The 19476-nt window shown below is 61.1% G+C and carries 24 protein-coding genes; 19 read left to right on the top strand and 5 right to left on the bottom strand.

The features are described 5' to 3' along the window. Position 1 precedes the first annotated feature (1 nt). The 9 genes from rpsP (at position 2) to HB375_RS02385 (ending at position 5647) form a co-directional block, all read left to right on the top strand. Positions 2–361, top strand: a complete 360-nt coding sequence (rpsP, locus tag HB375_RS02425; protein WP_167671351.1) for a 30S ribosomal protein S16 — start codon at positions 2–4, stop codon at positions 359–361. Between the two features lie 101 nt (positions 362–462). Further along, positions 463–1074: a ribosome maturation factor RimM gene (gene rimM / locus HB375_RS02420; protein WP_167671350.1), complete on the top strand. Its 612-nt coding sequence runs from the start codon at positions 463–465 to the stop codon at positions 1072–1074. Continuing rightward, positions 1074–1754, top strand: a complete 681-nt coding sequence (trmD, locus tag HB375_RS02415; RefSeq protein WP_167671349.1) for a tRNA (guanosine(37)-N1)-methyltransferase TrmD — start codon at positions 1074–1076, stop codon at positions 1752–1754. Before rimM ends, trmD begins: the two co-directional genes overlap by 1 nt. 250 nt (positions 1755–2004) lie before the next feature. Further along, a complete protein-coding gene (rplS, locus tag HB375_RS02410; RefSeq protein ID WP_167671348.1) occupies positions 2005–2373 on the top strand; it encodes a 50S ribosomal protein L19 in 369 nt (122 codons plus the stop codon). A 221-nt stretch (positions 2374–2594) separates the two neighbouring features. Continuing rightward, positions 2595–3998, top strand: a complete 1404-nt coding sequence (gene leuC, locus HB375_RS02405) for a 3-isopropylmalate dehydratase large subunit (protein ID WP_167671347.1) — start codon at positions 2595–2597, stop codon at positions 3996–3998. Between the two features lie 98 nt (positions 3999–4096). Then, the gene (locus HB375_RS02400; RefSeq protein WP_167671346.1) at positions 4097–4441 is read left to right on the top strand and encodes a hypothetical protein; all 345 of its coding nucleotides are present in this window, start codon (positions 4097–4099) and stop codon (positions 4439–4441) included. Between the two features lie 30 nt (positions 4442–4471). Then, positions 4472–4729 (top strand): hypothetical protein, encoded by a 258-nt coding sequence (locus HB375_RS02395; protein ID WP_167671345.1) that lies wholly within the window; start codon positions 4472–4474, stop codon positions 4727–4729. 3 nt (positions 4730–4732) lie between these two features. Next, positions 4733–5140 carry a metallopeptidase family protein gene (locus HB375_RS02390; RefSeq protein ID WP_167671344.1) on the top strand — a complete coding sequence of 136 codons (408 nt, stop codon included), beginning with the start codon at positions 4733–4735 and terminating at the stop codon, positions 5138–5140. 129 nt (positions 5141–5269) lie between these two features. Continuing rightward, complete coding sequence (locus HB375_RS02385) at positions 5270–5647, top strand: hypothetical protein (protein ID WP_167671343.1); 378 nt, start codon at positions 5270–5272, stop codon at positions 5645–5647. Between the two features lie 61 nt (positions 5648–5708). Here the strand turns inward: HB375_RS02385 and HB375_RS02380 are convergent, their stop codons facing one another. Both HB375_RS02380 and HB375_RS17930 read right to left on the bottom strand, forming a co-directional pair. After that, on the bottom strand, positions 5709–7412 hold the full coding sequence (locus HB375_RS02380) for a cadherin domain-containing protein (protein WP_167671342.1): 1704 nt from the start codon (positions 7410–7412) through the stop codon (positions 5709–5711). Positions 7413–7579: 167 nt separating this feature from the next. Then, complete coding sequence (locus tag HB375_RS17930) at positions 7580–9322, bottom strand: cadherin domain-containing protein (protein WP_205800013.1); 1743 nt, start codon at positions 9320–9322, stop codon at positions 7580–7582. 229 nt (positions 9323–9551) lie between these two features. Here HB375_RS17930 and leuD point away from each other — a divergent pair, with 229 nt between their 5' ends. The 8 genes from leuD (at position 9552) to leuB (ending at position 16757) form a co-directional block, all read left to right on the top strand. Further along, entirely contained in the window at positions 9552–10154 is a 603-nt protein-coding gene (gene leuD / locus HB375_RS02370) for a 3-isopropylmalate dehydratase small subunit (protein WP_167671341.1), read from the top strand. Between the two features lie 109 nt (positions 10155–10263). Then, positions 10264–10641 (top strand): cupin domain-containing protein, encoded by a 378-nt coding sequence (locus HB375_RS02365; protein ID WP_167671340.1) that lies wholly within the window; start codon positions 10264–10266, stop codon positions 10639–10641. A gap of 102 nt (positions 10642–10743) precedes the next feature. Continuing rightward, positions 10744–11937, top strand: coding sequence for a lytic murein transglycosylase (locus HB375_RS02360; protein ID WP_167671339.1), 1194 nt, complete (start codon positions 10744–10746; stop codon positions 11935–11937). A gap of 82 nt (positions 11938–12019) precedes the next feature. After that, positions 12020–12883, top strand: a complete 864-nt coding sequence (locus HB375_RS02355) for a hypothetical protein (protein ID WP_167671338.1) — start codon at positions 12020–12022, stop codon at positions 12881–12883. 50 nt (positions 12884–12933) lie between these two features. Then, a complete protein-coding gene (locus tag HB375_RS02350; protein WP_167671337.1) occupies positions 12934–13560 on the top strand; it encodes a LysE family translocator in 627 nt (208 codons plus the stop codon). A 166-nt stretch (positions 13561–13726) separates the two neighbouring features. Continuing rightward, positions 13727–14278 (top strand): hypothetical protein, encoded by a 552-nt coding sequence (locus HB375_RS02345; protein WP_167671336.1) that lies wholly within the window; start codon positions 13727–13729, stop codon positions 14276–14278. Beyond that, on the top strand, positions 14275–15471 hold the full coding sequence (locus HB375_RS18460) for a calcium-binding protein (RefSeq protein WP_167671335.1): 1197 nt from the start codon (positions 14275–14277) through the stop codon (positions 15469–15471). Before HB375_RS02345 ends, HB375_RS18460 begins: the two co-directional genes overlap by 4 nt. 179 nt (positions 15472–15650) lie before the next feature. After that, positions 15651–16757 (top strand): 3-isopropylmalate dehydrogenase, encoded by a 1107-nt coding sequence (gene leuB / locus HB375_RS02335; RefSeq protein ID WP_167671334.1) that lies wholly within the window; start codon positions 15651–15653, stop codon positions 16755–16757. Positions 16758–16796: 39 nt separating this feature from the next. Here leuB and HB375_RS02330 read toward each other — a convergent pair whose 3' ends face one another. After that, positions 16797–16970, bottom strand: coding sequence for a hypothetical protein (locus tag HB375_RS02330; RefSeq protein WP_167671333.1), 174 nt, complete (start codon positions 16968–16970; stop codon positions 16797–16799). Here HB375_RS02330 and HB375_RS02325 point away from each other — a divergent pair. Then, complete coding sequence (locus tag HB375_RS02325; RefSeq protein ID WP_167671332.1) at positions 16969–17115, top strand: hypothetical protein; 147 nt, start codon at positions 16969–16971, stop codon at positions 17113–17115. The genes HB375_RS02330 and HB375_RS02325 overlap by 2 nt on opposite strands. A gap of 3 nt (positions 17116–17118) precedes the next feature. Here the strand turns inward: HB375_RS02325 and HB375_RS02320 are convergent, their stop codons facing one another. Next, positions 17119–17430 (bottom strand): hypothetical protein, encoded by a 312-nt coding sequence (locus tag HB375_RS02320; RefSeq protein ID WP_167671331.1) that lies wholly within the window; start codon positions 17428–17430, stop codon positions 17119–17121. A gap of 139 nt (positions 17431–17569) precedes the next feature. Here HB375_RS02320 and HB375_RS02315 point away from each other — a divergent pair, with 139 nt between their 5' ends. After that, positions 17570–18688 (top strand): sulfite oxidase, encoded by a 1119-nt coding sequence (locus HB375_RS02315; RefSeq protein WP_167671330.1) that lies wholly within the window; start codon positions 17570–17572, stop codon positions 18686–18688. Here the strand turns inward: HB375_RS02315 and HB375_RS02310 are convergent. After that, the gene (locus HB375_RS02310; RefSeq protein WP_167671329.1) at positions 18672–19457 is read right to left on the bottom strand and encodes a hypothetical protein; all 786 of its coding nucleotides are present in this window, start codon (positions 19455–19457) and stop codon (positions 18672–18674) included. The genes HB375_RS02315 and HB375_RS02310 overlap by 17 nt on opposite strands. Positions 19458–19476 lie beyond the last annotated feature (19 nt).

Raw genomic sequence — 19476 nt, 5'->3', positions numbered from 1 at the left:
AATGTCCCTCAAGATCCGTCTGACCCGTGGTGGCGCGAAGAAGCGTCCTTACTACCGCATCGTCGTCGCCGACGCCCGTTCGCCGCGCGATGGCCGTTTCATCGAGAAGGTCGGCACCTACGACCCGATGAAGCCGAAGGACGACGCCGGCCGCGTGACGCTCGATGTCGAGAAGGTCAAGGCCTGGCTCGCCAAGGGCGCGCAGCCGACCGACCGCGTGCTCCGCTTCCTCGACGCCGCCGGCCTCCTGAAGCGCGCTGCGCGCAGCAACCCGCAGAAGGCCGTCCCGGGCAAGAAGGCCCAGGAGCGCGCCGAGGCGAAGGCAGCTGCCGCTGCTTCGGCCGAAGGCGAGGCTGCGTAAGCATCATGAAGAAGGAGCGGGGGCCGAAGCTTGGCCCTCTCCCCCTTGCGGGAGAGGGTGGCCCTCGCGTCAGCGAGGGTCGGGAGAGGGGGCGTTCACCAATGTCGACGGTCTCTTCTCCCGGCTCGCTCCGCTCTCGACCTTCCCCCGTAAAGGGCGAAGCGCGGGGAGGGTTGATCCTCGTCGGCGAGTTCGGTCGCGCTCATGGCCTGAAAGGCGAGGTGCGGCTGAAATCCTACACGGGCGACCCTGTCGCGATTGCCGCTTACAAGCCGCTGACCGCCGCTGACGGCCGCGTGTTCTCTCTCAAAAATCCCCGTCAGGCTCCCGGTGGGGCGCCCGACATGCTCGTCGTCCGGGTCGAGGGCGTGACCTCGCGCGAGGCGGCGGAGGCGCTCAATCGCGTTCAGCTTCACGTCGACCGCGAAAAACTGCCGAAGTCCGACGACGAAGACGAATTTCTGCTGGCCGATCTCATCGGCCTCCCCGTGCAGGACGATACGGGGGCCATTCTCGGCACCATCGTCGATGTGCCGAATTACGGCGGCGGCGATCTTTTGGAGATCAAGCCTGCGTCCTCCGGCGCAACCGCGCTTCTGCCCTTCACGAAAGCCTTCGTGCCGGTGGTCGAGATTGCGCAAAAGCGCATCGTCGTCGCGCTGCCGGAAGATTTCTTCGCGCCTGCTAAAGCGGCGCCCGAGGATGAGGCGTGATGTTTTCCGCCACCATCCTCACGCTTTATCCAGAAATGTTTCCCGGCCCGCTCGGCATCTCGCTCTCCGGCGATGCGCTGGCGCGCGGGTTGTGGAGCCTTGAGACCGAAAACATCCGCGATCACGGCATCGGCCGGCACAAGAACGTCGATGACACGCCCGCCGGCGGCGGCGTTGGCATGGTGCTGCGTTGCGACGTGCTGGCCGCGGCCCTCGATGCTGCCGTGCCCGCGGACGATCCGCGCCCAAAGCTTTTGATGACACCGCGTGGAAAACCTTTGACGCAAGGCCGCGTGCGCGAGCTCGCAGCGGGGCCGGGCGTGGTCATCGTCTGCGGCCGTTTCGAGGGCGTCGATGAGCGTGTGATCGAGGGCAGGGGCTTAGAGGAAATTTCCATCGGCGATTATGTGCTCTCCGGCGGAGAGATGGCGGCGATGGTGGTGCTCGATGCCTGCGTGCGCATCATCCCCGGCGTCATGGGCAAGGAAGCCTCCGGCCACGACGAAAGTTTCGAGACGAACCTTTTGGAATATCCGCAATACACGCGGCCGCGCGAATGGGAGGGGCGGGGCCTTCCCGATGTTCTGCTCTCCGGCAATCACGCGCTCATTGAGAAGTGGCGGCGGGAAGAGGCCGAGCGCATCACGCGCGAAAGACGGCCCGATCTGTTGATACGATAGGTACGTCCGGCCCCGCGGCGCCTAACGAACCGGGAACACCGGGCTCAAGCCCGGTGATGACGAGGGGGGGCGGTCGCTTCCCCTAGGCTACTTGCCCCGCCCGCTATTCACCACGCGCCCCCGTCATCCAAGCCTCCGCTCGACAACCCCGCAAAAACCCTGTATAGCCGCCGCCTCAACTTAAAACAGGACGCCGAAATCCAGTGAGGCTCAGGCCCGTCCCGAGACCTTGCAACGGCAGGAGTTCAAAATGAACGTCATTCAGCAGCTCGAAAAAGAGCAGATCGAGAAGCTCGGCAAGACGATCCCCGAGTTTTCGCCCGGTGACACCGTCATCGTCAACGTGAAGGTGAAGGAAGGCGAGCGTAGCCGCGTGCAGGCCTATGAAGGCGTCTGCATCGCCCGCTCCGGCGCTGGCTTCCAGGAGAGCTTCACGGTTCGCAAGATTTCCTACGGCGAAGGCGTCGAGCGCGTTTTCCCGATCTATTCGCCGATGATCGATTCGATCAAGGTCGTGCGCCGCGGTGTGGTGCGTCGCGCCAAGCTGTACTACCTGCGCGACCGTCGCGGTAAGTCGGCCCGCATCACCGAGCGCCAGGAGAAGGCTGCTGCCGAGTAAGCAGCGTCTCTTTCTCGAAAAAAGGCTCGAAAGCGCGGTCCCGGCCGCGCTTTTTTGTTGTCCCGGGCAACGCGGCGCGGCTGAATTGAAAAATTTTATTGCGCTACCAAGCCTGTCAGCTATGCGATACTTTCAATCCTCTGCGCTTACCGGACACCTTTCCCTCTTGCGCGAGTCCCGCTAAACACCACATCGAATTCACATCTGGTGGAAGAGAAACAATGGCCAAAGCCCGTACCCTCTATGACAAGATCTGGGACGACCATGTCGTCGATCAGCAGGCTGACGGGACGTGCCTTCTCTATATTGACCGCCACCTCGTGCACGAAGTGACGAGCCCGCAGGCTTTTGAGGGCCTGCGCAATGCGGGCCGCAAAGTCCGCGCGCCGCAGAAGACGCTGGCCGTGGTCGATCACAACGTGCCGACGACCGACCGCTCCAAGGGCATCGACGATCCGGAATCGGCGACGCAGGTCGAGACGCTTGCCAAGAACGCCAAGGAATTCGGCGTCGAGTACTATAATGAGCTCGACGCTCGCCAGGGCATCGTGCACGTGGTCGGTCCCGAGCAGGGCTTCACGCTGCCGGGCATGACCATCGTCTGCGGCGACAGCCACACCTCGACCCATGGCGCGTTCGGCTCGCTGGCGCACGGCATCGGCACGTCGGAAGTCGAGCACGTGCTCGCGACCCAGACGCTGATCCAGAAGAAAGCCAAGAATTTCCGCGTCACCGTCGATGGCAAGTTGCCGGAAGGCGTGACCGCGAAGGACATCATTCTCGCCATCATCGGCGAAACCGGCACCGCCGGCGGCACCGGCCACGTCATGGAATATGCGGGCGAAGCCATCCGCTCGCTGTCCATGGAAGGCCGCATGACGGTCTGCAACATGGCCATCGAAGGCGGTGCGCGCGCCGGCATGGTTGCGCCTGATGAAAAGACCTATGCCTATCTGAAGGACCGCCCCAAGGCGCCGAAGGGCGACGCGTGGGACGCGGCGGTGCGTTATTGGGACTCGTTGCGCACGGACGAAGGCGCGTTCTTCGACACCGAACTCAAGCTCGACGCGGCGAACCTGCCGCCTATCGTCACCTGGGGTACGTCGCCTGAGGACGTGATCTCGGTCGCGGGCGCGGTGCCGAACCCCGATGACATCCAGGACGAGAACAAGCGTCGCTCCAAGTGGCGCGCGCTCGAATACATGGGCCTGAAGCCCGGCACCAAGATCACCGACATCACGCTCGACCGCGTCTTCATCGGCTCCTGCACCAACGGCCGCATCGAAGACCTGCGCGCAGTGGCGAAGATCGTCGAGGGCCGCCAAGTGCATCAGGCGGTCAACGCCATGATCGTGCCCGGCTCCGGCATCGTGAAGATGCAGGCGGAAGCGGAAGGCCTCGACAAGATCTTCAGGGCCGCCGGTTTCGACTGGCGCGAGCCTGGCTGCTCCATGTGCCTGGCCATGAACGCCGACCGTCTCGCTCCCGGCGAGCGCTGCGCGTCGACCTCGAACCGCAACTTCGAGGGCCGCCAGGGCTTCAAGGGTCGCACGCACCTCGTCTCCCCCGCCATGGCGGCGGCAGCGGCGATTGCCGGACGCTTCGTGGACATTCGGAAGTTCTAATGTAACAAGAGGCCATGAGAAAGATTTCATGGCCTCTCCTTTTCGTTGTTGTCTCAGCGGTGGTTCTGGCGGGATGCCAGACCCGTCGCGCGCCTGGGTTGCCGACGCGTCCGCTGACCGTCGCCCAGGAATGTGACGAACAGCGGCGGACCTTCGAATACAATCTCGAGCCGCTCCGGCAGTACCCAGGCGCGCTGGCGGCGTGGATGTATGGCCACAAGCCGACCGACAAGCTCGACTATGGCATGTGCTACAACGACAGAGAATGGCTTAAGCGGAAGATCGCGATCGATAACTGGAAGAAGACGACAAGCCCCGCCTGCCAGAAACATTTCCGCGACGAAGATGCCCGATATTCTTATCGGGGCAAACCGGAAACCATCGCCGAAGAAATCGCTCGGTATAACGAGGCATGCTCGCATACGATGGCCGGGACGTTATAGTCTCGGAAAGAGACGGAGCAGATCGACACCATGAGTGATCGCGAACAGGAATCCCGCGAAGCGCTGGAGCGTGTCGCGCGGGATTCCGAGACCCTTGGCACCTCGTCTCTCTCCCGCATGAGCAACCGTCTGCGGGATCATTTTGCCGCCAAGGATGCCATCGGCGACGCGGAAGGCGGCGGCACCGATCCCATCGAATTGTGGGGCCGCCGCATCGGCCGCGCGCTTTCCGTGATCGGCTTCATGGTTCTCGTCTATTGGCTCGCGGTTCAGCTTCGCCTTTTGTGATCCATGATCCATCTGGCAAATTTGCACGCTCCGTCGCTGGCCGATTTCGAAGTTCTCGCGGAATCCGCCTATCGGCGCTTGCCGGAGGAGTTTCGCCGGTTGTGCGAAGGCGTCGTCATCAGGGTCGAGGATTTTCCTGACGACGAGACTATGCGCGAGATGGAATGCGAAACGCCGTTCGACTTGCTCGGCCTGTTTCGCGGCGTTGGTCTCGCGCAGGGCGGCGGCATCATGCACACCGGCCAGTTTCCCAACATGGTCTGGCTCTATCGCCGCCCCATCCTCGACTATTGGGCGGAGCACGAGGACAGCCTCGGCGCGCTCGTGACGCATGTGCTGGTGCATGAGATCGGCCACCATTTCGGCCTCTCGGATGAGGACATGGAAGCCATCGAGGCGGCGGCCGGCTAAGGCCGACTCGCGGCGTCAGAAGCACTGCCGTTCACATGGTGGTGAACCTTTGCGCTTTGCGGATCGCTAGCCGGAACGGCTACCTCGGAAGAGGCGTTCGATCCTGGGACACGAGAACAGGACATCGTCATGCGCACGCTCATCCTCACCGCGCTTGCAGCCGCAGCGGTCGGCGCGGCATCGCTCTTGACGGGCTCCGCCACGCCCGTTCAAGCGCAAAGCTTTTCGACACAGGACCTGAGGAATCTCGTCGCGACACCGAAGGAGCAGACCGCCCCGCACCGCCGCGTCGTGCATCGTCACTATCCGCGCAGGGTCGCGCGATACGGGTATTATTACGGGTATTATTATGCGCCGAATCCCTACAGCGTCACGGGTGCCATCGGCCCCGCCGGCACCGGACCCGAGCTATGGCCCCCGTGCTATTACGGCCCGCCGGCCTGCACGGCCGCCGGCTATCCGAACCTAAACTATTATCGCGAGCTTCAGGGCTACCCGTCCTACTGAACGCGCAAAAAACCCCCGGCCACGATGGGCCGGGGGCGTCAAAGCAGATCGGTCTCGGACGTCAGATGATCAGGAAGTCGGCAGCGGTCATCTTCAGCTTTGTCGAGAGTTTGGCGATCTCAACCGCCTTCCCTTTCCCTAAGCCGTCGGCATCGTAAGAAAGAACGCCGGTCTTGTTGTTGTAGATCAGATAATCGTTGGCACCCTTCGCCTTGTCGCCGATGGTGAAGAAGTTCTTGTTCAACTTGCCGGGCTTCGAGATCGTACCCTTGCCGAGCTTGGGAAACATCGCATCGTTGAGATAGATCGTGTCGTCTTTGACATTGAAGTCGGTGATGACGTCGAAGTTTGTCTTCTTGTTCGGCTTGGTGTCGAGCACGAACACGTCCTTGCCCGTGCCGCCGGTGAGCGTGTCATTGTCGACTCCGCCGCCGACCGTGTCGTTCCCACCGGCGCCTGACAACTTGTCCTTGCCCTTGCCGCCAAGGATCTTCTCCGCTGAGACAGTGCCAGTGACCCTCTCTCCGATGACATCGCTGACTTTGAATGTGATGGACGACGCAATACTAACGCCGCCCCTGCCGTCTGATGCGGTGGCTTGGAACGTGTAGGTCGATCGCTGCTCGAAATCGAGCGCTCGTGTCAGAACAAGATCGCCATTCTCCTGGAGTCGAAAAAGCCCATCGTAATTGTTCGTGATGCTGTAGGAGAGTGCATCAAGATCGACATCAAACGCCCGGACGGTGCCGATAACCGAGCCGGCCAAAGCCCCTTCGCTGACGACCTGTGTGGAAAAGATCGGAGGAAGAGGCGAATGGTTAGGGCCTCCCGTGCCGGACCCGTCAACACCTTTCATTATAACAGTCTTCGAATCCGTGAGACCGCCTTTGTCGGTGACCGTTACCGTTACCGCGCTGTCATATATTGACGACGAGTCTCTTACGAATTCGATATGATGAAGGATGTAATCGACCGCTTCTTGCGTAGCATTGTCGGAAAATCCGAAAAAGAGATCGCTATAGCCTCCGTACGCACTCTTGGAGTAATTTCCAATTTTAATTCCGTCGAAGTAGATAGCGAAATCCCCGGAAGAATCTTTAATGAAGTTGAGTCTGTCAGTTGAGACGATACGGGCGTAATCGGAAGAGAACCCCGATTTGACCTCTACGAAAACTCGTCTTATCGTCCCCTGGTCATCTGACACTGTGGCGTCAGATGCCGCGTCAAGCAGCACAATTTCACCAGGGCGAACGAGACGTTGCTCTTCCGATAAATTCGAAATCACTGGTGGCGGGTTTGTCGTTTCGAGTCCCGTATCGTCAACGACCTTGTCGTAGCCGGAATTGTGAGCCAGCGCTCGGTCGGCGTCTGATAGCGTTCCGAAAAATCGCAATGTCTCGCCTTTAGTGTAAAAGGCATCGACATAATCGAGCTTTGAAAGCTCATTTGCATAAACGGTCGCATTCGGATCAATATCGATCCCCCACACTTGGGAAATCGACTTGCCTCGAATATCAACGATTGATCCGACAATTTGGAGACGGTTGTACCAAGTTCCTTCAATCGTCGTAATGCCGTCGAACTGTGCGCCGGTCATCTTGATGCGGAAAGCGGCGTCGGTCGTGATCGTCGTAAATCCGCTAAACTCGGCTTGAGTTAAGTCGAACATGTCCGTCGAGTTGCCACTCAACGCGAGTGTATCGGCTCCTCCGCCGACGAACTTGCCCCCAGGCAGCTGATCAAATGTAACGGTCCGGATTGCCATCGCTTTTTCCCAAGAAGCAACCACAGCTATATGTTATGATTTAACAAATCAACTACTGTATATTCGGACGGATCGTTCGATGTAGGGCAGTCGCAAATACTGAACGCGCACAAAAAAGGCCCCGGCCACGATGGACCGGGGGCGTCAAAGAGGATCGGTCCCAGACGTCAGATGATCAGGAAGTCGGCAGCGGTCATCTTCAGCTTTGTCGAGAGTTTGGCGATCTCAACCGCCTTACCGGCGCCGTTGCCATCGGCGTCGTAAGAAAGAACGCCCGTCTTCTTGTTGTAGATCAGGTAGTCGTCCTTATCCTTCGCCTTGCCGATGGTGAAGAAGTCCTTGTTCAGCTTGCCTGGCTTCGAGAGCGTGCCCTTGCCGAGCTTCTTGAACACCGCATTGTCGAGATAGATGCTGTCGTCCTTCACGTTGAAGTCGGTGATCGTGTCGAAGTTCGTCTTCTTGTTCGGCTTGGTGTCGAACACGAAAACGTCCTTGCCCTTACCGCCGGTCAGCGTGTCGTTGCCAAGCCCGCCGAAGAACGTGTCATTGCCGCCCCCGCCGACGAACTTGTCCGCGCCGGAAGTTCCCCGAGCGCGTTCGGGCGAAACATCCTCGACGTTGATTGTGCATTCCTTCACGAACGTTGCGTTGCCGCTATCGGTCACCTGAACCTTGATCTTGTGCGACGTGTTCTGCTCGTAGTCGAGCTTCGTGCCGTCGGCGACGACGATCTTGTTGCCCTGCACGGCGAAGCGTCCACCCGGATTGTCCAGGAGCTTGTAGGTTGCGCTCTCGCCCTCATCGCCATCGGTGGCCGACAGCACGCCAACCACCGTGTTGTTGGCAGAGAGTTCCTTGACCGACATCTTATCGAGGCTGATATCGGTCGGCGCGGCGTTCACGTTCTTGATGGTGATCGTGAACTTCTCGATCTTCTCGCCGCCATGGCCGTCGGTGACCTTGATGAAGATGTCGTGGTCGGTCGTCTTCGGCACGAGGGTCGAGCCCTTGGACACGATCCGATAAACGAGCGTGCCATTCACTTCCTCGCTCGCGATCTCAAAGAACGCGTCCGTGACCTCCTCGGTGCCGGATGCGTTCACGAGCGTATAGGTCAGCACATCGCCGTTGGAGTCGTGGGCCTGCAACGACCCCACCGTGCCGGCCGTGGCGCTCTCGTTGATGACGGTGTTCGACAGCGTGAGCGTGTCCGGCGCGCGATTTTGGGTCTCCGACACGTAGCTGTAGGTCTGGGTGCCCTTCAGGCCACCCTTGTCCTGGACGGTGACCGTAAAGCTGATGGTTTCGACCGATCCGGCCTCGACGGCGCGCTCCCGCGCTTTGAATTGAAGCGCCTGGAACGCCGCCTGCGCGGCCTCCGCCGTCCCGATGAAGGTGAAGATACCGGTTTCGGGATCGTAAGTTCCGCCCGCCGACGGGTGGAATGCCCCCAGAGCCTTGTCGGAGAGCTCGACGGTCAGCGTAATTTCGTCGCCGATGTCTTCATCAGCAATCGTCGCGATATCGAATGGAGAGATGGGTGCGCCGTCCAGGACCCGTGACGTCGGGCTCAAGGGGATGGTGAGGATCGGCGCTTCGTTGACATCGGTCACGTTCACGACGACGGGGCGATAATCCGGCCCTTCGGAGTGATTGATGACGACGACCACGTTCAGGAGGTGATCGGGGATTGCCTCGTAATTCAGAGTGCTGTCGGCCTTCAGGGCGAGCTTGTACAGGCCGTCTTCAAAGACGATCTTGAAGGGGCTGTTGACGCCGCCTTGGACAGCATAGTCTGCGTCTGCAGGGTCGCCGGCCTTGCTGATGATGCCGATAATGTAAGGTGTCGCGCCGGAATACATTTCCGGGACCGTGAAATTGAATTCCTCGTCAATTGTGGGAGAGGGCATGGCGGATTCCTATCAGTGAATAGGTTATTACTATACGTAATAACATTTCTTCACAATAGAGGTGGCCGCCTTCCAGAGAGAAACGAGGCGAACGGCCTGATTGAGCCGGCTTAACCTTAGGGGAGAAGCGGCGCGCGACCCGCGACGAGGATTGGCCTAGGCGTCTGCGTCAGGCTTTGATAAGAGGCATCCCAAAGGCGGGCTGATGCCGCTTGAGGATGACAAGACCATGGATAAGTTCACTGTGTTGGAGAGCGTCGCGGCGCCGCTGCGGATCATCAATATCGACACCGATATGATCATCCCCAAGCAGTACCTGAAGACGATCAAGCGCACAGGGCTTGGCAAGGGCCTTTTCTCCGAGATGCGCTACCGTGAGGATGGCTTGGAGAACCCGGATTTCGTCCTGAACCAGCCAGCTTACAAGAATGCCAAGATTCTGGTGGCGGGCGACAATTTCGGCTGCGGCTCCTCGCGTGAGCACGCCCCGTGGGCGCTGCTCGATTTCGGCATCCGCTGCGTCATCTCCACGAGCTTCGCCGACATCTTTTACAACAACTGCTTCCAGAACGGCATTCTGCCGATCAAGGTCTCGCCGGAAGATCTGGAAAAGCTGTACGACGACGCCGACCGCGGCGCGAATGCGACCTTGACCATCGATCTCGAAAACCAGGAAATCCGCGGCCCCGATGGCGGCACAATCAAGTTCGACATCGACCCGTTCAAGAAGCACTGCATGCTCAACGGCCTCGACGGCATCGGCCTGACCATGGAAAAGGGCGCCGCCATCGACTCCTACGAGAAGAAGCTGTCCGAGCGCGCCTGGGCTTAAGGCAAGCTGTCATGGCCGTCCCTGGACTTGATCCGGGGATTAGTCCTGGCCATCTTGCTTCCGAAGAGTGTCTCGCTCTTCTCGTAGAGATCACCCAGCTGGATCGCCAATGGCGCAAGGTAAGCCTCAGGTCCTCGATCGCGCCGACTGGGCGTCCCACGCGGACCTCTGGAAGGGCCGGATCGAGGGGTATCGTCTTGGCACCGGTGTGACCGTCCTTTTTTATGCCACCGATGAGGTCGGCGCGGGACCGCGATGGCACGTCCATCCGTATGACGAGCTCTTCATCATTCGTCAGGGGCGGGCTCTCTTCACCGTGGGTGACCAGCGCTTCGAGTGCGAGGCAGGGCAGATCGTCTTCGGTCCAGCCGGAATTCCGCACAAATTCACGAATCTCGGTCCGGGCCGTCTCGAAACCACCGACATTCACGTCAGTGACCGCTTCATTCAGACCGATCTTCCAGAGCCCGAAGCCAGTTCCGATTAAGCGGCTAGTGAAAAGGGCGCCGACCCTGGTCACGAGGGGGAGGGGACGGGGATTCCGGCCAAGTTTCCTTATATTAACCAAATTCACTGCACACTCGGGGGCATGATTCGTCTCATTGCCCCCGCGATTTTTGCTCTTGCCGGGCTTGCTGCCGCGACGCCGGCATGGGCCCAGGCCGATTTCCGCTCGTGCCTGTCCTCTCTGCGTGCCCAAGCGGCTGCCAAGGGTGTCTCCGGTCAGGCCTTTGATCTGGCGACCCGGAATATCGCGCCGGACATGCCGATCCTTGACCTCATGGACAACCAGCCTGAGTTCAAGACGCCGATCTGGGACTATCTCGCGGCCCTCGTCGACGATGAGCGCGTGCAGGACGGCAAGGCCGCCATGGGCCGCTGGGCGCAGGCCCTTGCCTCCGCGGAAACACGCTTCGGCGTCGACCGCCATGTGATCGCCGGCGTCTGGGGCGTCGAATCCAACTTCGGCAAGGATATTGGCGGGCGGCCGCTCGTTCAGTCGCTCTCGACGTTGGCCTGCTACGCCCAGCGCCGCCGCGAATACTTTACCGGCGAGCTGATGGCGACGCTCAAGATCGTGCAGGACGGGGATATCGATCCCGCGAACCTGCGCGGCTCATGGGCGGGGGCCTTTGGCCACACCCAGTTCATGCCCTCCACTTTCCAGCGTCTCGCCGTCGATGGCGACGGCGACGGGCGTCGCGATATCATGGCCTCCGTGCCGGATGCGGTGGCCTCGACCGCCAATTTCCTGAAAAAAGCGGGCTGGGAGAACGGCCTGCCGTGGGGCTATGAGGTCCGCCTGCCGGCCAATTTCAACGCAAGTCTTGCCGGGCGCAAGAACAAGCGTCCGCTCGCCTCCTGGGCGGCGATGGGCGTCACGCGCATCGACGGGCGTCCGCTTTCGGGCAACTACGCCGCCGGCATCATCATTCCGGCGGGCGTCGATGGCCCGGCCTTCGTGGTCACCAAGAACTTCGACGCGGTCTATTCCTACAACGCCGCCGAGTCCTATGGCCTCGCCATCGCGCTTCTCGGCGACCGCATGAAGGGCCGGCCTGGAATCCGCACCGCCTGGCCCACCGACGATCCGCCGCTCTCCCGCGCCCAGCGCCGGGAATTGCAGCAACTTTTGAGCGCGCGCGGCTACGATGTCGGTGAGCCGGACGGCAAGATCGGCCAGAAGACCCGCGAAGCCATCAAGGACGTAGAACGCCGCATCGGCCTCGAGCCGCGCGGACGGCCCGGCGGCAAGGTGCTGGAAGCGCTGCGGCGGGCGTGATGTCCTAACCTCTCAAGACAGGTTCTGCTCCGAAATAGAATAATGGTATATCCTATCGCACCCAATTCGGCGGGAGATAGGAATGGACATCGATCGACATAGGCCTGCGTCCATCATGCTGCGGTCGTCGGTCCAAATTGCGGCGTTGTTGATTTGGGGGGCCCTACCGTTTCTGCCGATGCTGATTGGCCTTCATTGGCCAACGCTAACGTTTGTATTATTGGGCGGTTTCCTCGTTCTTGTTCTTGCCCTTCCCGTCCTGGGTGGCCCCGTTGCTTTCTCAGCGGAAAGTCCATCTATCCTTCAAAAGTACCTCAAACGTCGTGCTTTCCTTATCAGCTTTCTTCTTCTTTCCGGTACCGTCCTTGTCTGTACAGAACTCGTCCTTGTGGCTCGAGCCATGGCGGAGCGGAGTCACACGTCGTGGCTTCTGGCCATAGCGTCATTTCAAGACGCGGTCGTAAATCTGCTCTCGCCTTACATCCCCGCTTTGGAGCGACTTCCCGCCGATTTGAAGCATGCTGGATTTGAGGCACGAATAAGCGTCGTGACGGGTGCTTTTGGAATTGCTTATTTGGCGTCTGTGATACTCCTGGCATTCACAATCCCGGCGACCGTCCTCTCGATCGTCGTCCTGTGGCGCGATCCCGGCCCCGGCTGGGACCTTAAGGAGAGGCTGAATACTTCCTCCCAATGGTTTGCTTCTCTCTTCGGACCCAGCTTCTTCGCACCTTTCGCGATCTACATGGTCTATATCGCGACCGGGGTACAGGAACTGCCGGGGAGGAAAGAGATATTTGCAAATTTCGAGACGTATGATCTTGATCTTATCTATCGCGCGACCCTTGCGGCGGGCATGGGCGGCCTCGCATTACCCCTGATGTTTGTGCCTTGTGCTATGGCGTGGCGAGTCCGCATGAAACAATGCGAAGGGAGAACCGCCTAATCTGCCAGGTTCCTGGAGGGAGCCCGACCGAAGTCAGGTATGGAGTGGATATGTCCTGGAACACCTTTCTCCTTTTCGCCCCGGCCTGCTTTGCGATCAACCTCGCCTTCGGCCCCAATAACCTTCTGTCACTGACCTACGGCATGCGCAGCGGCGTGCGGATTGCGACCGTGGCAGCGCTCGGCCGGCTCGTGGCCTTCGCGCTGATGATCCTGCTGACCGCCATCGGCCTTGGCGCGGTTCTGGCCGCATCGGAACTAGCCTTCACGGTCGTGAAATGGGTCGGGGCCGCCTATCTCGTCTGGCTTGGGTTCAAAATCCTCCGAAGCGCCAAAGCTGGCGCAATCGAGACGAAAGAAACATCCCCGCAGCGGTCCCTTTCGGCTCTCATGGCCCAAGAGTTCTGGACCGCCATCGGCAATCCGAAGGCGATCCTGGTCTTCACCGCCTTCTTCCCACAATTTCTCGATCTCAACGCCTATGGCGCGAGCTTTGCGGTGATGGGCGTGACCTTCTTGGGTCTCGAAGTGATCGCGGTGATTTTCTACGCGGTCATTGGGTGGCGTCTTGGCGCGCTCGCGCGCACAGGCGCGGTGCTGACGTGGTTCAACCGCATTTCGGGGTCGATGATGATCGCCTTCGGGATCGCTCTCGCCTTCACCCGCCGACCGGCGTGATGGCGGGGCTTCGTGCCCCAACGCACCTCGCTTTCCTACGACCCGGCTAAGCTAAAACTGAGAAATGCGAGCAGGATCGATGTCGATCCGGTAGGTTGCGAAACGTTATCTCGTTTTTGCTATACAAAGGCTGTAGAGGATCGCGCTGCGAATCAGAATCAGCGCGATGTCCGGGAGAAAAGCGATCCCGACCAATCACGTTATCAACCATGACAACTCGATCAACGTCACCGATAGGAATGGTCTCGAGATGGCGGTGGGCGATACCCTGTGGCTCGAGGAAACCGGCAGGATCGTGGTGAACAGCACTGCCTGGTACGGCGTAAACATTACCGGCACGGACACGAAACTGAACATCGAGGGCAAGGTTCTGACCCAACTCGGTGCCATTCAAGTCAATGGTGCCCGTACCCAGATCAATGTCGGGGCGATGGGGGAATTGTCCTCGAGCTCAAGCATGGTCTCGACTATCGAATTGTACGGCTGGACGGATGGGGCTCTCATAATCAACAATTACGGCCGCATCGTCTCGACCGGAACGGGCGGCGCCATTGCCTCGAGCGTCGCGCTCAATGTCTTCAACGCGGGGCTGATTTCGACGGCTCCGCGATCTTTGGCGGCAAAGCGGATGATATCGTCAACAACACGGGTCGGATCGAGGGCAGAATCATCCTCGACGATGGCAATGACGTTTATTATGGCGGCGCCGGCGTCGTGACAGGCGAGGTCATTCTTGGTCGGGGCAACGACCGAGCCTATGGTGGCGCATCCGCTGAAACGTTCGATCTCGGTATTGGCAACGACTATCTCAACGGTGGCGGGGGACAGGATACGATTGTCTTCTCGGTCGTGGACCTACCCAGCTCCACCGCAATCACGATCGACCTTAATCTGACCGGCCCGCAGGTCACGCCGTTTGGCATCAAGACCATCGTCAGCGTTGAAAACATCAAGGTGGTTACAACCGGCGATGACAAATTGATTGGCAACGGGGTTGCGAACGAGCTGTCCGGTGGCGATGGTAAAGATACGCTCGAAGGCGGAGGCGGTGACGATATTCTGAACGGCGGCGCGCACGACGATCGGCTCGATGGCGGCTCCGGATTCGACACGGTGGTCTTTCGCGATCTCGGCGTCGGCGTTGTCGCGAACATGGCGAATCCGGCGGATGCCGCCAACACGACCGGCGCGGATCGCTATATCAACGTCGAGGCGCTGCGCGGCACCGCCTATGCGGACAAGTTCACCGGCGACGGCATAGGCAACCTTCTCTCCGGCTTGGCCGGCAACGATACGCTCGACGGCGGCGAGGGCGCAGACCAGCTGATCGGCGGCCTCGGCAACGACACCTACATCATCGATACGACCGACACCGTGGTCGAACTCGCCAGCCAAGGCACGGACACGGTGATCGCGAGCATCTCTTACACGCTCGGCGCCAATCTCGAGAACCTTACCGCGGGCGGCGCGGGCGCGATCCAGCTCACCGGCAATACCTTCGGCAACGTCATCGTCGGCAACGGCGCGGCCAACGTCATCAGGGGCGGGCTCGGCAACGACACGCTGACGGGTGGAGCGGCCAAGGATATCTTCGTGTTCGACACCAAGCCGAACAAGAAGACCAACTTTGACACGATCACCGACTTCAACGTGAAGGACGACACGATCTGGCTCGACAATGCCGCCTTCACCAAGCTCGGCAAGGGCACGCTGGCCAAGCCGGGCGAGCTGAACAAGGCCTTCTTCACCATCGGCGACAAGGCCAAGGATGGTAACGACTACCTGATCTACAGCAAGAAGACCGGGGTCCTTTACTACGATGCCGACGGCAGCGGAGCCGGCAAGGCGGTGGAGATCGCCCAGCTCAAGAAGGGCCTCAAGATGACCTATGCCGATTTCTTCGTGATTTAGGCCGCCAAAGTTCCGAGACCCCTTCGTCTAACGGAGGACACGAGCGCGCGCGACAAATGCTTGCCAAGCTTATGTCCCGCGCCTAAACCCTCCCCGTCCTGGCCGGCCCCCGGGGCCGGCCTTTCCATTTCACTTCGCGCCGAGCGCAAAGCCGACGCTTCAGCGATCAGGGATCGATCATGGCAACGCACAAGCTTCTCCTTCTCCCCGGCGACGGCATCGGCCCGGAAGTGATGCGCGAGGTCGAGAAGCTTGTGAGCTGGTTCCGCGCCCGCGGCATCGGTTTCGAGACCGAAACCGACCTCGTGGGCGGCTCGGCCTATGATGCGCACAAGGTGTCGATCACTGAAGACGCCATGAAGCGCGCGCAAGCCGCGGATGCTGTGCTGTTCGGCGCGGTCGGCGGCCCGAAATGGGACAACGTGCCTTACGCGGTCCGTCCCGAAGCGGGCCTGCTGCGCCTGCGCAAGGATCTCGGCCTCTTCGCCAATCTTCGCCCCGCCATCTGCTATCCGGCGCTGGCCGATGCTTCTTCGCTGAAGCGCGAGGTGGTGGAAGGGCTCGACATCATGATCGTGCGCGAGCTGACCGGCGGCGTCTATTTCGGCGAGCCGAAGGAGCTCGTGACGCTGGAAGACGGCTCGCAGCGCGCCGTCGACACGCAGCTCTATACGACCGGTGAAATCGAGCGCATCACCCGCGTCGCCTTCGACCTCGCGAAGAAGCGCCGCAACAAGGTCTCGTCGGCCGAGAAGAGCAACGTCATGAAAACCGGCGTTCTGTGGCGTCAGGTCGTGACGAAGATTCACAAGGCGGAATTCGCCGATGTGCAGCTCGAGCATGTGCTTGCCGACAACTGCGCCATGCAGCTCGTCAAGAACCCCAAGCAGTTCGACGTGATCGTCACCGACAACCTTTTTGGCGACATTCTCTCCGACATCGCCGCAATGCTCACCGGTTCGCTCGGCATGCTGCCGTCCGCCTCGCTCGGCGCGGTCGACCCAGTGACGGGCAGCCGCAAGGCGCTCTACGAGCCGGTGCACGGCTCCGCGCCCGACATCGCGGGCAAGGGCCTTGCCAACCCGCTCGCCATGATCGGCTCGTTCGGCATGGCGCTGCGCTATTCCTTCGATCTGCTCAATGAAGCGGACCTTCTGGACAAGGCGATTGCCAACGTGCTCGCCTCCGGCACCCGCACGAAGGACATCGCGCCTTCCGGCACGAATGCGGTCGGCACCCAGGAGCTAGGCGATGCTATCGTCAAGGAGCTGAACGCTCTCTCGTAAAAAAATGCCCCGGAGATTCTCCGGGGCTTTTTTGTCGGACTAGTAGCCGGGCGACCGGCAGCGATAACCCACCGGGCATTGCGCCGTATTCGATGTCGGCACCCAGGCGGGCTCCAGAACTTGGTCGAGCTGGCAGGAATTCTGGCTGCTCACATAGCGGTCATAGGTATTGGGCCCGGTGCTGAGCACCGCCGCGCCCTCTGAGGACACCATGCCGGCCGCCTCCTCGCATGTCATTGAGAGCGTCGATGTCTGCGCCATCGCGCTCGATGCGAAGACAATCAGGGCCGCGGCAAGCGGAATTCCCTTCCTCATCATATCCTCCTGGCTTGAGGATCTCACCGGAGCGATCCGGTGAAATCTATGGGGCGAACGGGTTGCGCGCGCCGACAAAGGGGCCATTGGTGATGGGATCGGGCAGAACGCCCAGACCACCGAGAGTTTCGCGCTGCTGCGTATAAGGTGGCATCAGTAGAAGGGACTGCGTCTGCCCGTAGCCGCTGATGCCGGGATTGATGGAATCGGGGAGCACCATCGTGCCGGGATCGAGATAAGACCGCGGCGTGACCCTGAGCACCAAGGGACGCTCACGGCGGGTTTGAGCTTCGGCGGCAATGGAAAGGGCCGTGGTCGCGGCCAGTGTACCTAAGGCCAACACAGCAAAGCGGCGCATGTCGAGTCCTCCAGCATTCGTGCGCTGTCATCCTCCGCCGCGGCGCCGCTTAAATGAGGGCGCATTGTTAAGATAAGGCGTCGCCGTATAATTTGTTCCGACATCGACGACCCATGGAGTGGCACTTGAGGATGGTGGGATGATGGACCGGCCCGAGGATGACAAACGCCTTCCCGACAAGGACCGCCTGATCATCTTGAGCGAAACGCCGCTGGTGGCCGAGACGCCCGTGGACCTTCTGGACGATGAGACGACGCCCATCTCAAAGTTCTTCATCCGCAACAACGGCCTGCTGCCGGAGATCACGACGGAGCCGGATGCGTGGAGCCTCATGATCGACGGCGAGGTGGAGCGCTCGCTCCTCGTCACGCTCGCGGATCTGAAAGGCCATTTTGCGCAAAAGACCTTTCGCATGGTGCTGGAATGCGGCGGCAACGGCCGTGCGTTCTTTACGCCGCCCGCGGCGGGGAACCCTTGGGGCCACGGTGGTGTCGGCTGTGCCGAATGGACCGGCGTGTCGCTCGCCGATGTGCTGCACCGCGCCGGTCTGAAAGAAACGGCGCTGTTTACTGCCCATTACGGGGCCGATCCCGATTCTTCAGGCGATCCGGATCGCCCCGCGATCTCGCGCGGCGTGCCCATCGCCAAGGCACTTGAGGAACACACGCTTTTGGCCTGGGCCATGAATGGCGAGCCGCTGCCGTTCTCTCATGGCGGCCCCTTGCGCCTGATTGTGCCCGGCTGGCCCGGGTCGCTTAGTCAGAAATGGCTGAAGCGCATCTGGATCCGCGACCGGGAGCACGACGGCTCTGGCATGACGGGCCTGTCCTACCGTGTGCCGGTGTATCCGATCCCGCCGGGCGCGGCGACGGATGGCGTCGAACTCCGCGTGCTGGAATCGATGCCGGTGCGCAGCATCATTTCGTTTCCGGTCGACGGTACCGCCTATCCGGTGGGTACGGAGGCCATCGCAGTTCGCGGCGCGGCCTGGGCGGGCGATTCGGTGGTGGGGAGGGTCGATCTGTCCATTGATGGCGGGGCCACCTGGGTTCCGGCGGCGCTGCAGCCGCCGCGCAACCGCTACGACTGGGTGCGTTGGAGCGCCACGCTTCTCCTGCCGGCCGGGGGTTACTACGAAATTGCTGCGCGGGCGACCGACATCGATGGCCGCGCGCAGCCCTTCCGGGCTCCCAACTGGAACCCGAACGGCTACGGCTGCAATGTGATGCACCGGGTGGCGATTACGGTCGGTTCTTGACGCCGATGGAGGCGGTTTTCGCCGCGGGCGAGCAGACCTCCAGGCGGCTGCGTTCCGCGCGCGCGAACAGCGCCTTAAGCGTCGAATAATCGCCGTTCGTCAGCGTGATTCGGTCGACGAAGCAGGCAAGCTGCACGTCATCCGCGGTCGGGGCCGCTGCTCCGCAAAGCCAGCCATGGAAGCCGAAGTTGTTCGACGCATCCGCGAACCGGAAAGCCTGGCAGCTTTGTTCGGTTGCGCCGACGAGCGTGACGGCAGCGGTTTCGACCGGGCCGAATTTCGTCGCCACCATCCGGCTCTGCGTGTTGCGCGCGACCGAGAGGCCTGCCTCTGCGGCGCGGCGTGCGAGGTCGACGAAGAAACTCCGCGCCGGTTCGGAAAAGCCCTGTATGAGCGCGATGCGGGCATGACGGGCTTCGCCGAAGGTGCCGAGGGTCAGCGTATCCTCGCGCCCGCCGCTGGTGTGCTGGCGCGCTTCAGCTGTTGCGGGGCCAAGCGACTTGTCGAGGGCGTAGAGGGCAGGGGAGGCGGGGATCGGCTTCCAGACCGGGGCCGGCGCGATCAGCACGGAGGGCGTGAGGCCCTTTGGGGCACCTGACTCATCGGGCTCGTCTTCACGGGCAAAATAGGCGAGAGCGGCAATCGCGAGCGAAGACAGGAAAGCCATCCGCAGCCACGGCACGGGCTTGCGGCGGCGCGGCAGGGACCGCTCCTCCGCGAGGTCGAACATGTCGTCCTCGTCCAAATGTGCAGTGAGGGCCTTGGGCATGACGCTTGAACATCCCGCT

This window comes from Microvirga terricola (assembly GCF_011777495.1).
Taxonomy (GTDB): Bacteria; Pseudomonadota; Alphaproteobacteria; order Rhizobiales; family Beijerinckiaceae; genus Microvirga; species Microvirga terricola.
Note: the sequence above shows the minus strand (reverse complement) of the source record. Positions and strands in the feature narration are given on the sequence as shown.

Excerpts from the sequence above, each read along its gene's own strand:
- HB375_RS02345 (WP_167671336.1), top strand. The coding sequence starts at position 13,727 with ATGTCCGGGAGAAAAGCGATCCCGACCAATCACGTTATCAACCATGAC.
- HB375_RS02310 (WP_167671329.1), bottom strand. The coding sequence starts at position 19,457 with ATGCCCAAGGCCCTCACTGCACATTTGGACGAGGACGACATGTTCGAC.
- HB375_RS02315 (WP_167671330.1), top strand. The coding sequence starts at position 17,570 with ATGATGGACCGGCCCGAGGATGACAAACGCCTTCCCGACAAGGACCGC.
- HB375_RS02360 (WP_167671339.1), top strand. The coding sequence starts at position 10,744 with ATGATTCGTCTCATTGCCCCCGCGATTTTTGCTCTTGCCGGGCTTGCT.
- HB375_RS02355 (WP_167671338.1), top strand. The coding sequence starts at position 12,020 with ATGGACATCGATCGACATAGGCCTGCGTCCATCATGCTGCGGTCGTCG.
- HB375_RS02325 (WP_167671332.1), top strand. The coding sequence starts at position 16,969 with ATGCCGGCCGCCTCCTCGCATGTCATTGAGAGCGTCGATGTCTGCGCC.
- HB375_RS02385 (WP_167671343.1), top strand. The coding sequence starts at position 5,270 with ATGCGCACGCTCATCCTCACCGCGCTTGCAGCCGCAGCGGTCGGCGCG.
- HB375_RS02330 (WP_167671333.1), bottom strand. The coding sequence starts at position 16,970 with ATGGTGTCCTCAGAGGGCGCGGCGGTGCTCAGCACCGGGCCCAATACC.
- HB375_RS02395 (WP_167671345.1), top strand. The coding sequence starts at position 4,472 with ATGAGTGATCGCGAACAGGAATCCCGCGAAGCGCTGGAGCGTGTCGCG.
- HB375_RS02320 (WP_167671331.1), bottom strand. The coding sequence starts at position 17,430 with ATGCGCCGCTTTGCTGTGTTGGCCTTAGGTACACTGGCCGCGACCACG.
- rimM (WP_167671350.1), top strand. The coding sequence starts at position 463 with ATGTCGACGGTCTCTTCTCCCGGCTCGCTCCGCTCTCGACCTTCCCCC.
- HB375_RS02390 (WP_167671344.1), top strand. The coding sequence starts at position 4,733 with ATGATCCATCTGGCAAATTTGCACGCTCCGTCGCTGGCCGATTTCGAA.
- leuB (WP_167671334.1), top strand. The coding sequence starts at position 15,651 with ATGGCAACGCACAAGCTTCTCCTTCTCCCCGGCGACGGCATCGGCCCG.
- HB375_RS02350 (WP_167671337.1), top strand. The coding sequence starts at position 12,934 with ATGTCCTGGAACACCTTTCTCCTTTTCGCCCCGGCCTGCTTTGCGATC.
- HB375_RS02380 (WP_167671342.1), bottom strand. The coding sequence starts at position 7,412 with ATGGCAATCCGGACCGTTACATTTGATCAGCTGCCTGGGGGCAAGTTC.
- HB375_RS02365 (WP_167671340.1), top strand. The coding sequence starts at position 10,264 with ATGGCGCAAGGTAAGCCTCAGGTCCTCGATCGCGCCGACTGGGCGTCC.
- leuD (WP_167671341.1), top strand. The coding sequence starts at position 9,552 with ATGGATAAGTTCACTGTGTTGGAGAGCGTCGCGGCGCCGCTGCGGATC.
- trmD (WP_167671349.1), top strand. The coding sequence starts at position 1,074 with ATGTTTTCCGCCACCATCCTCACGCTTTATCCAGAAATGTTTCCCGGC.
- rpsP (WP_167671351.1), top strand. The coding sequence starts at position 2 with ATGTCCCTCAAGATCCGTCTGACCCGTGGTGGCGCGAAGAAGCGTCCT.
- rplS (WP_167671348.1), top strand. The coding sequence starts at position 2,005 with ATGAACGTCATTCAGCAGCTCGAAAAAGAGCAGATCGAGAAGCTCGGC.
- leuC (WP_167671347.1), top strand. The coding sequence starts at position 2,595 with ATGGCCAAAGCCCGTACCCTCTATGACAAGATCTGGGACGACCATGTC.
- HB375_RS17930 (WP_205800013.1), bottom strand. The coding sequence starts at position 9,322 with ATGCCCTCTCCCACAATTGACGAGGAATTCAATTTCACGGTCCCGGAA.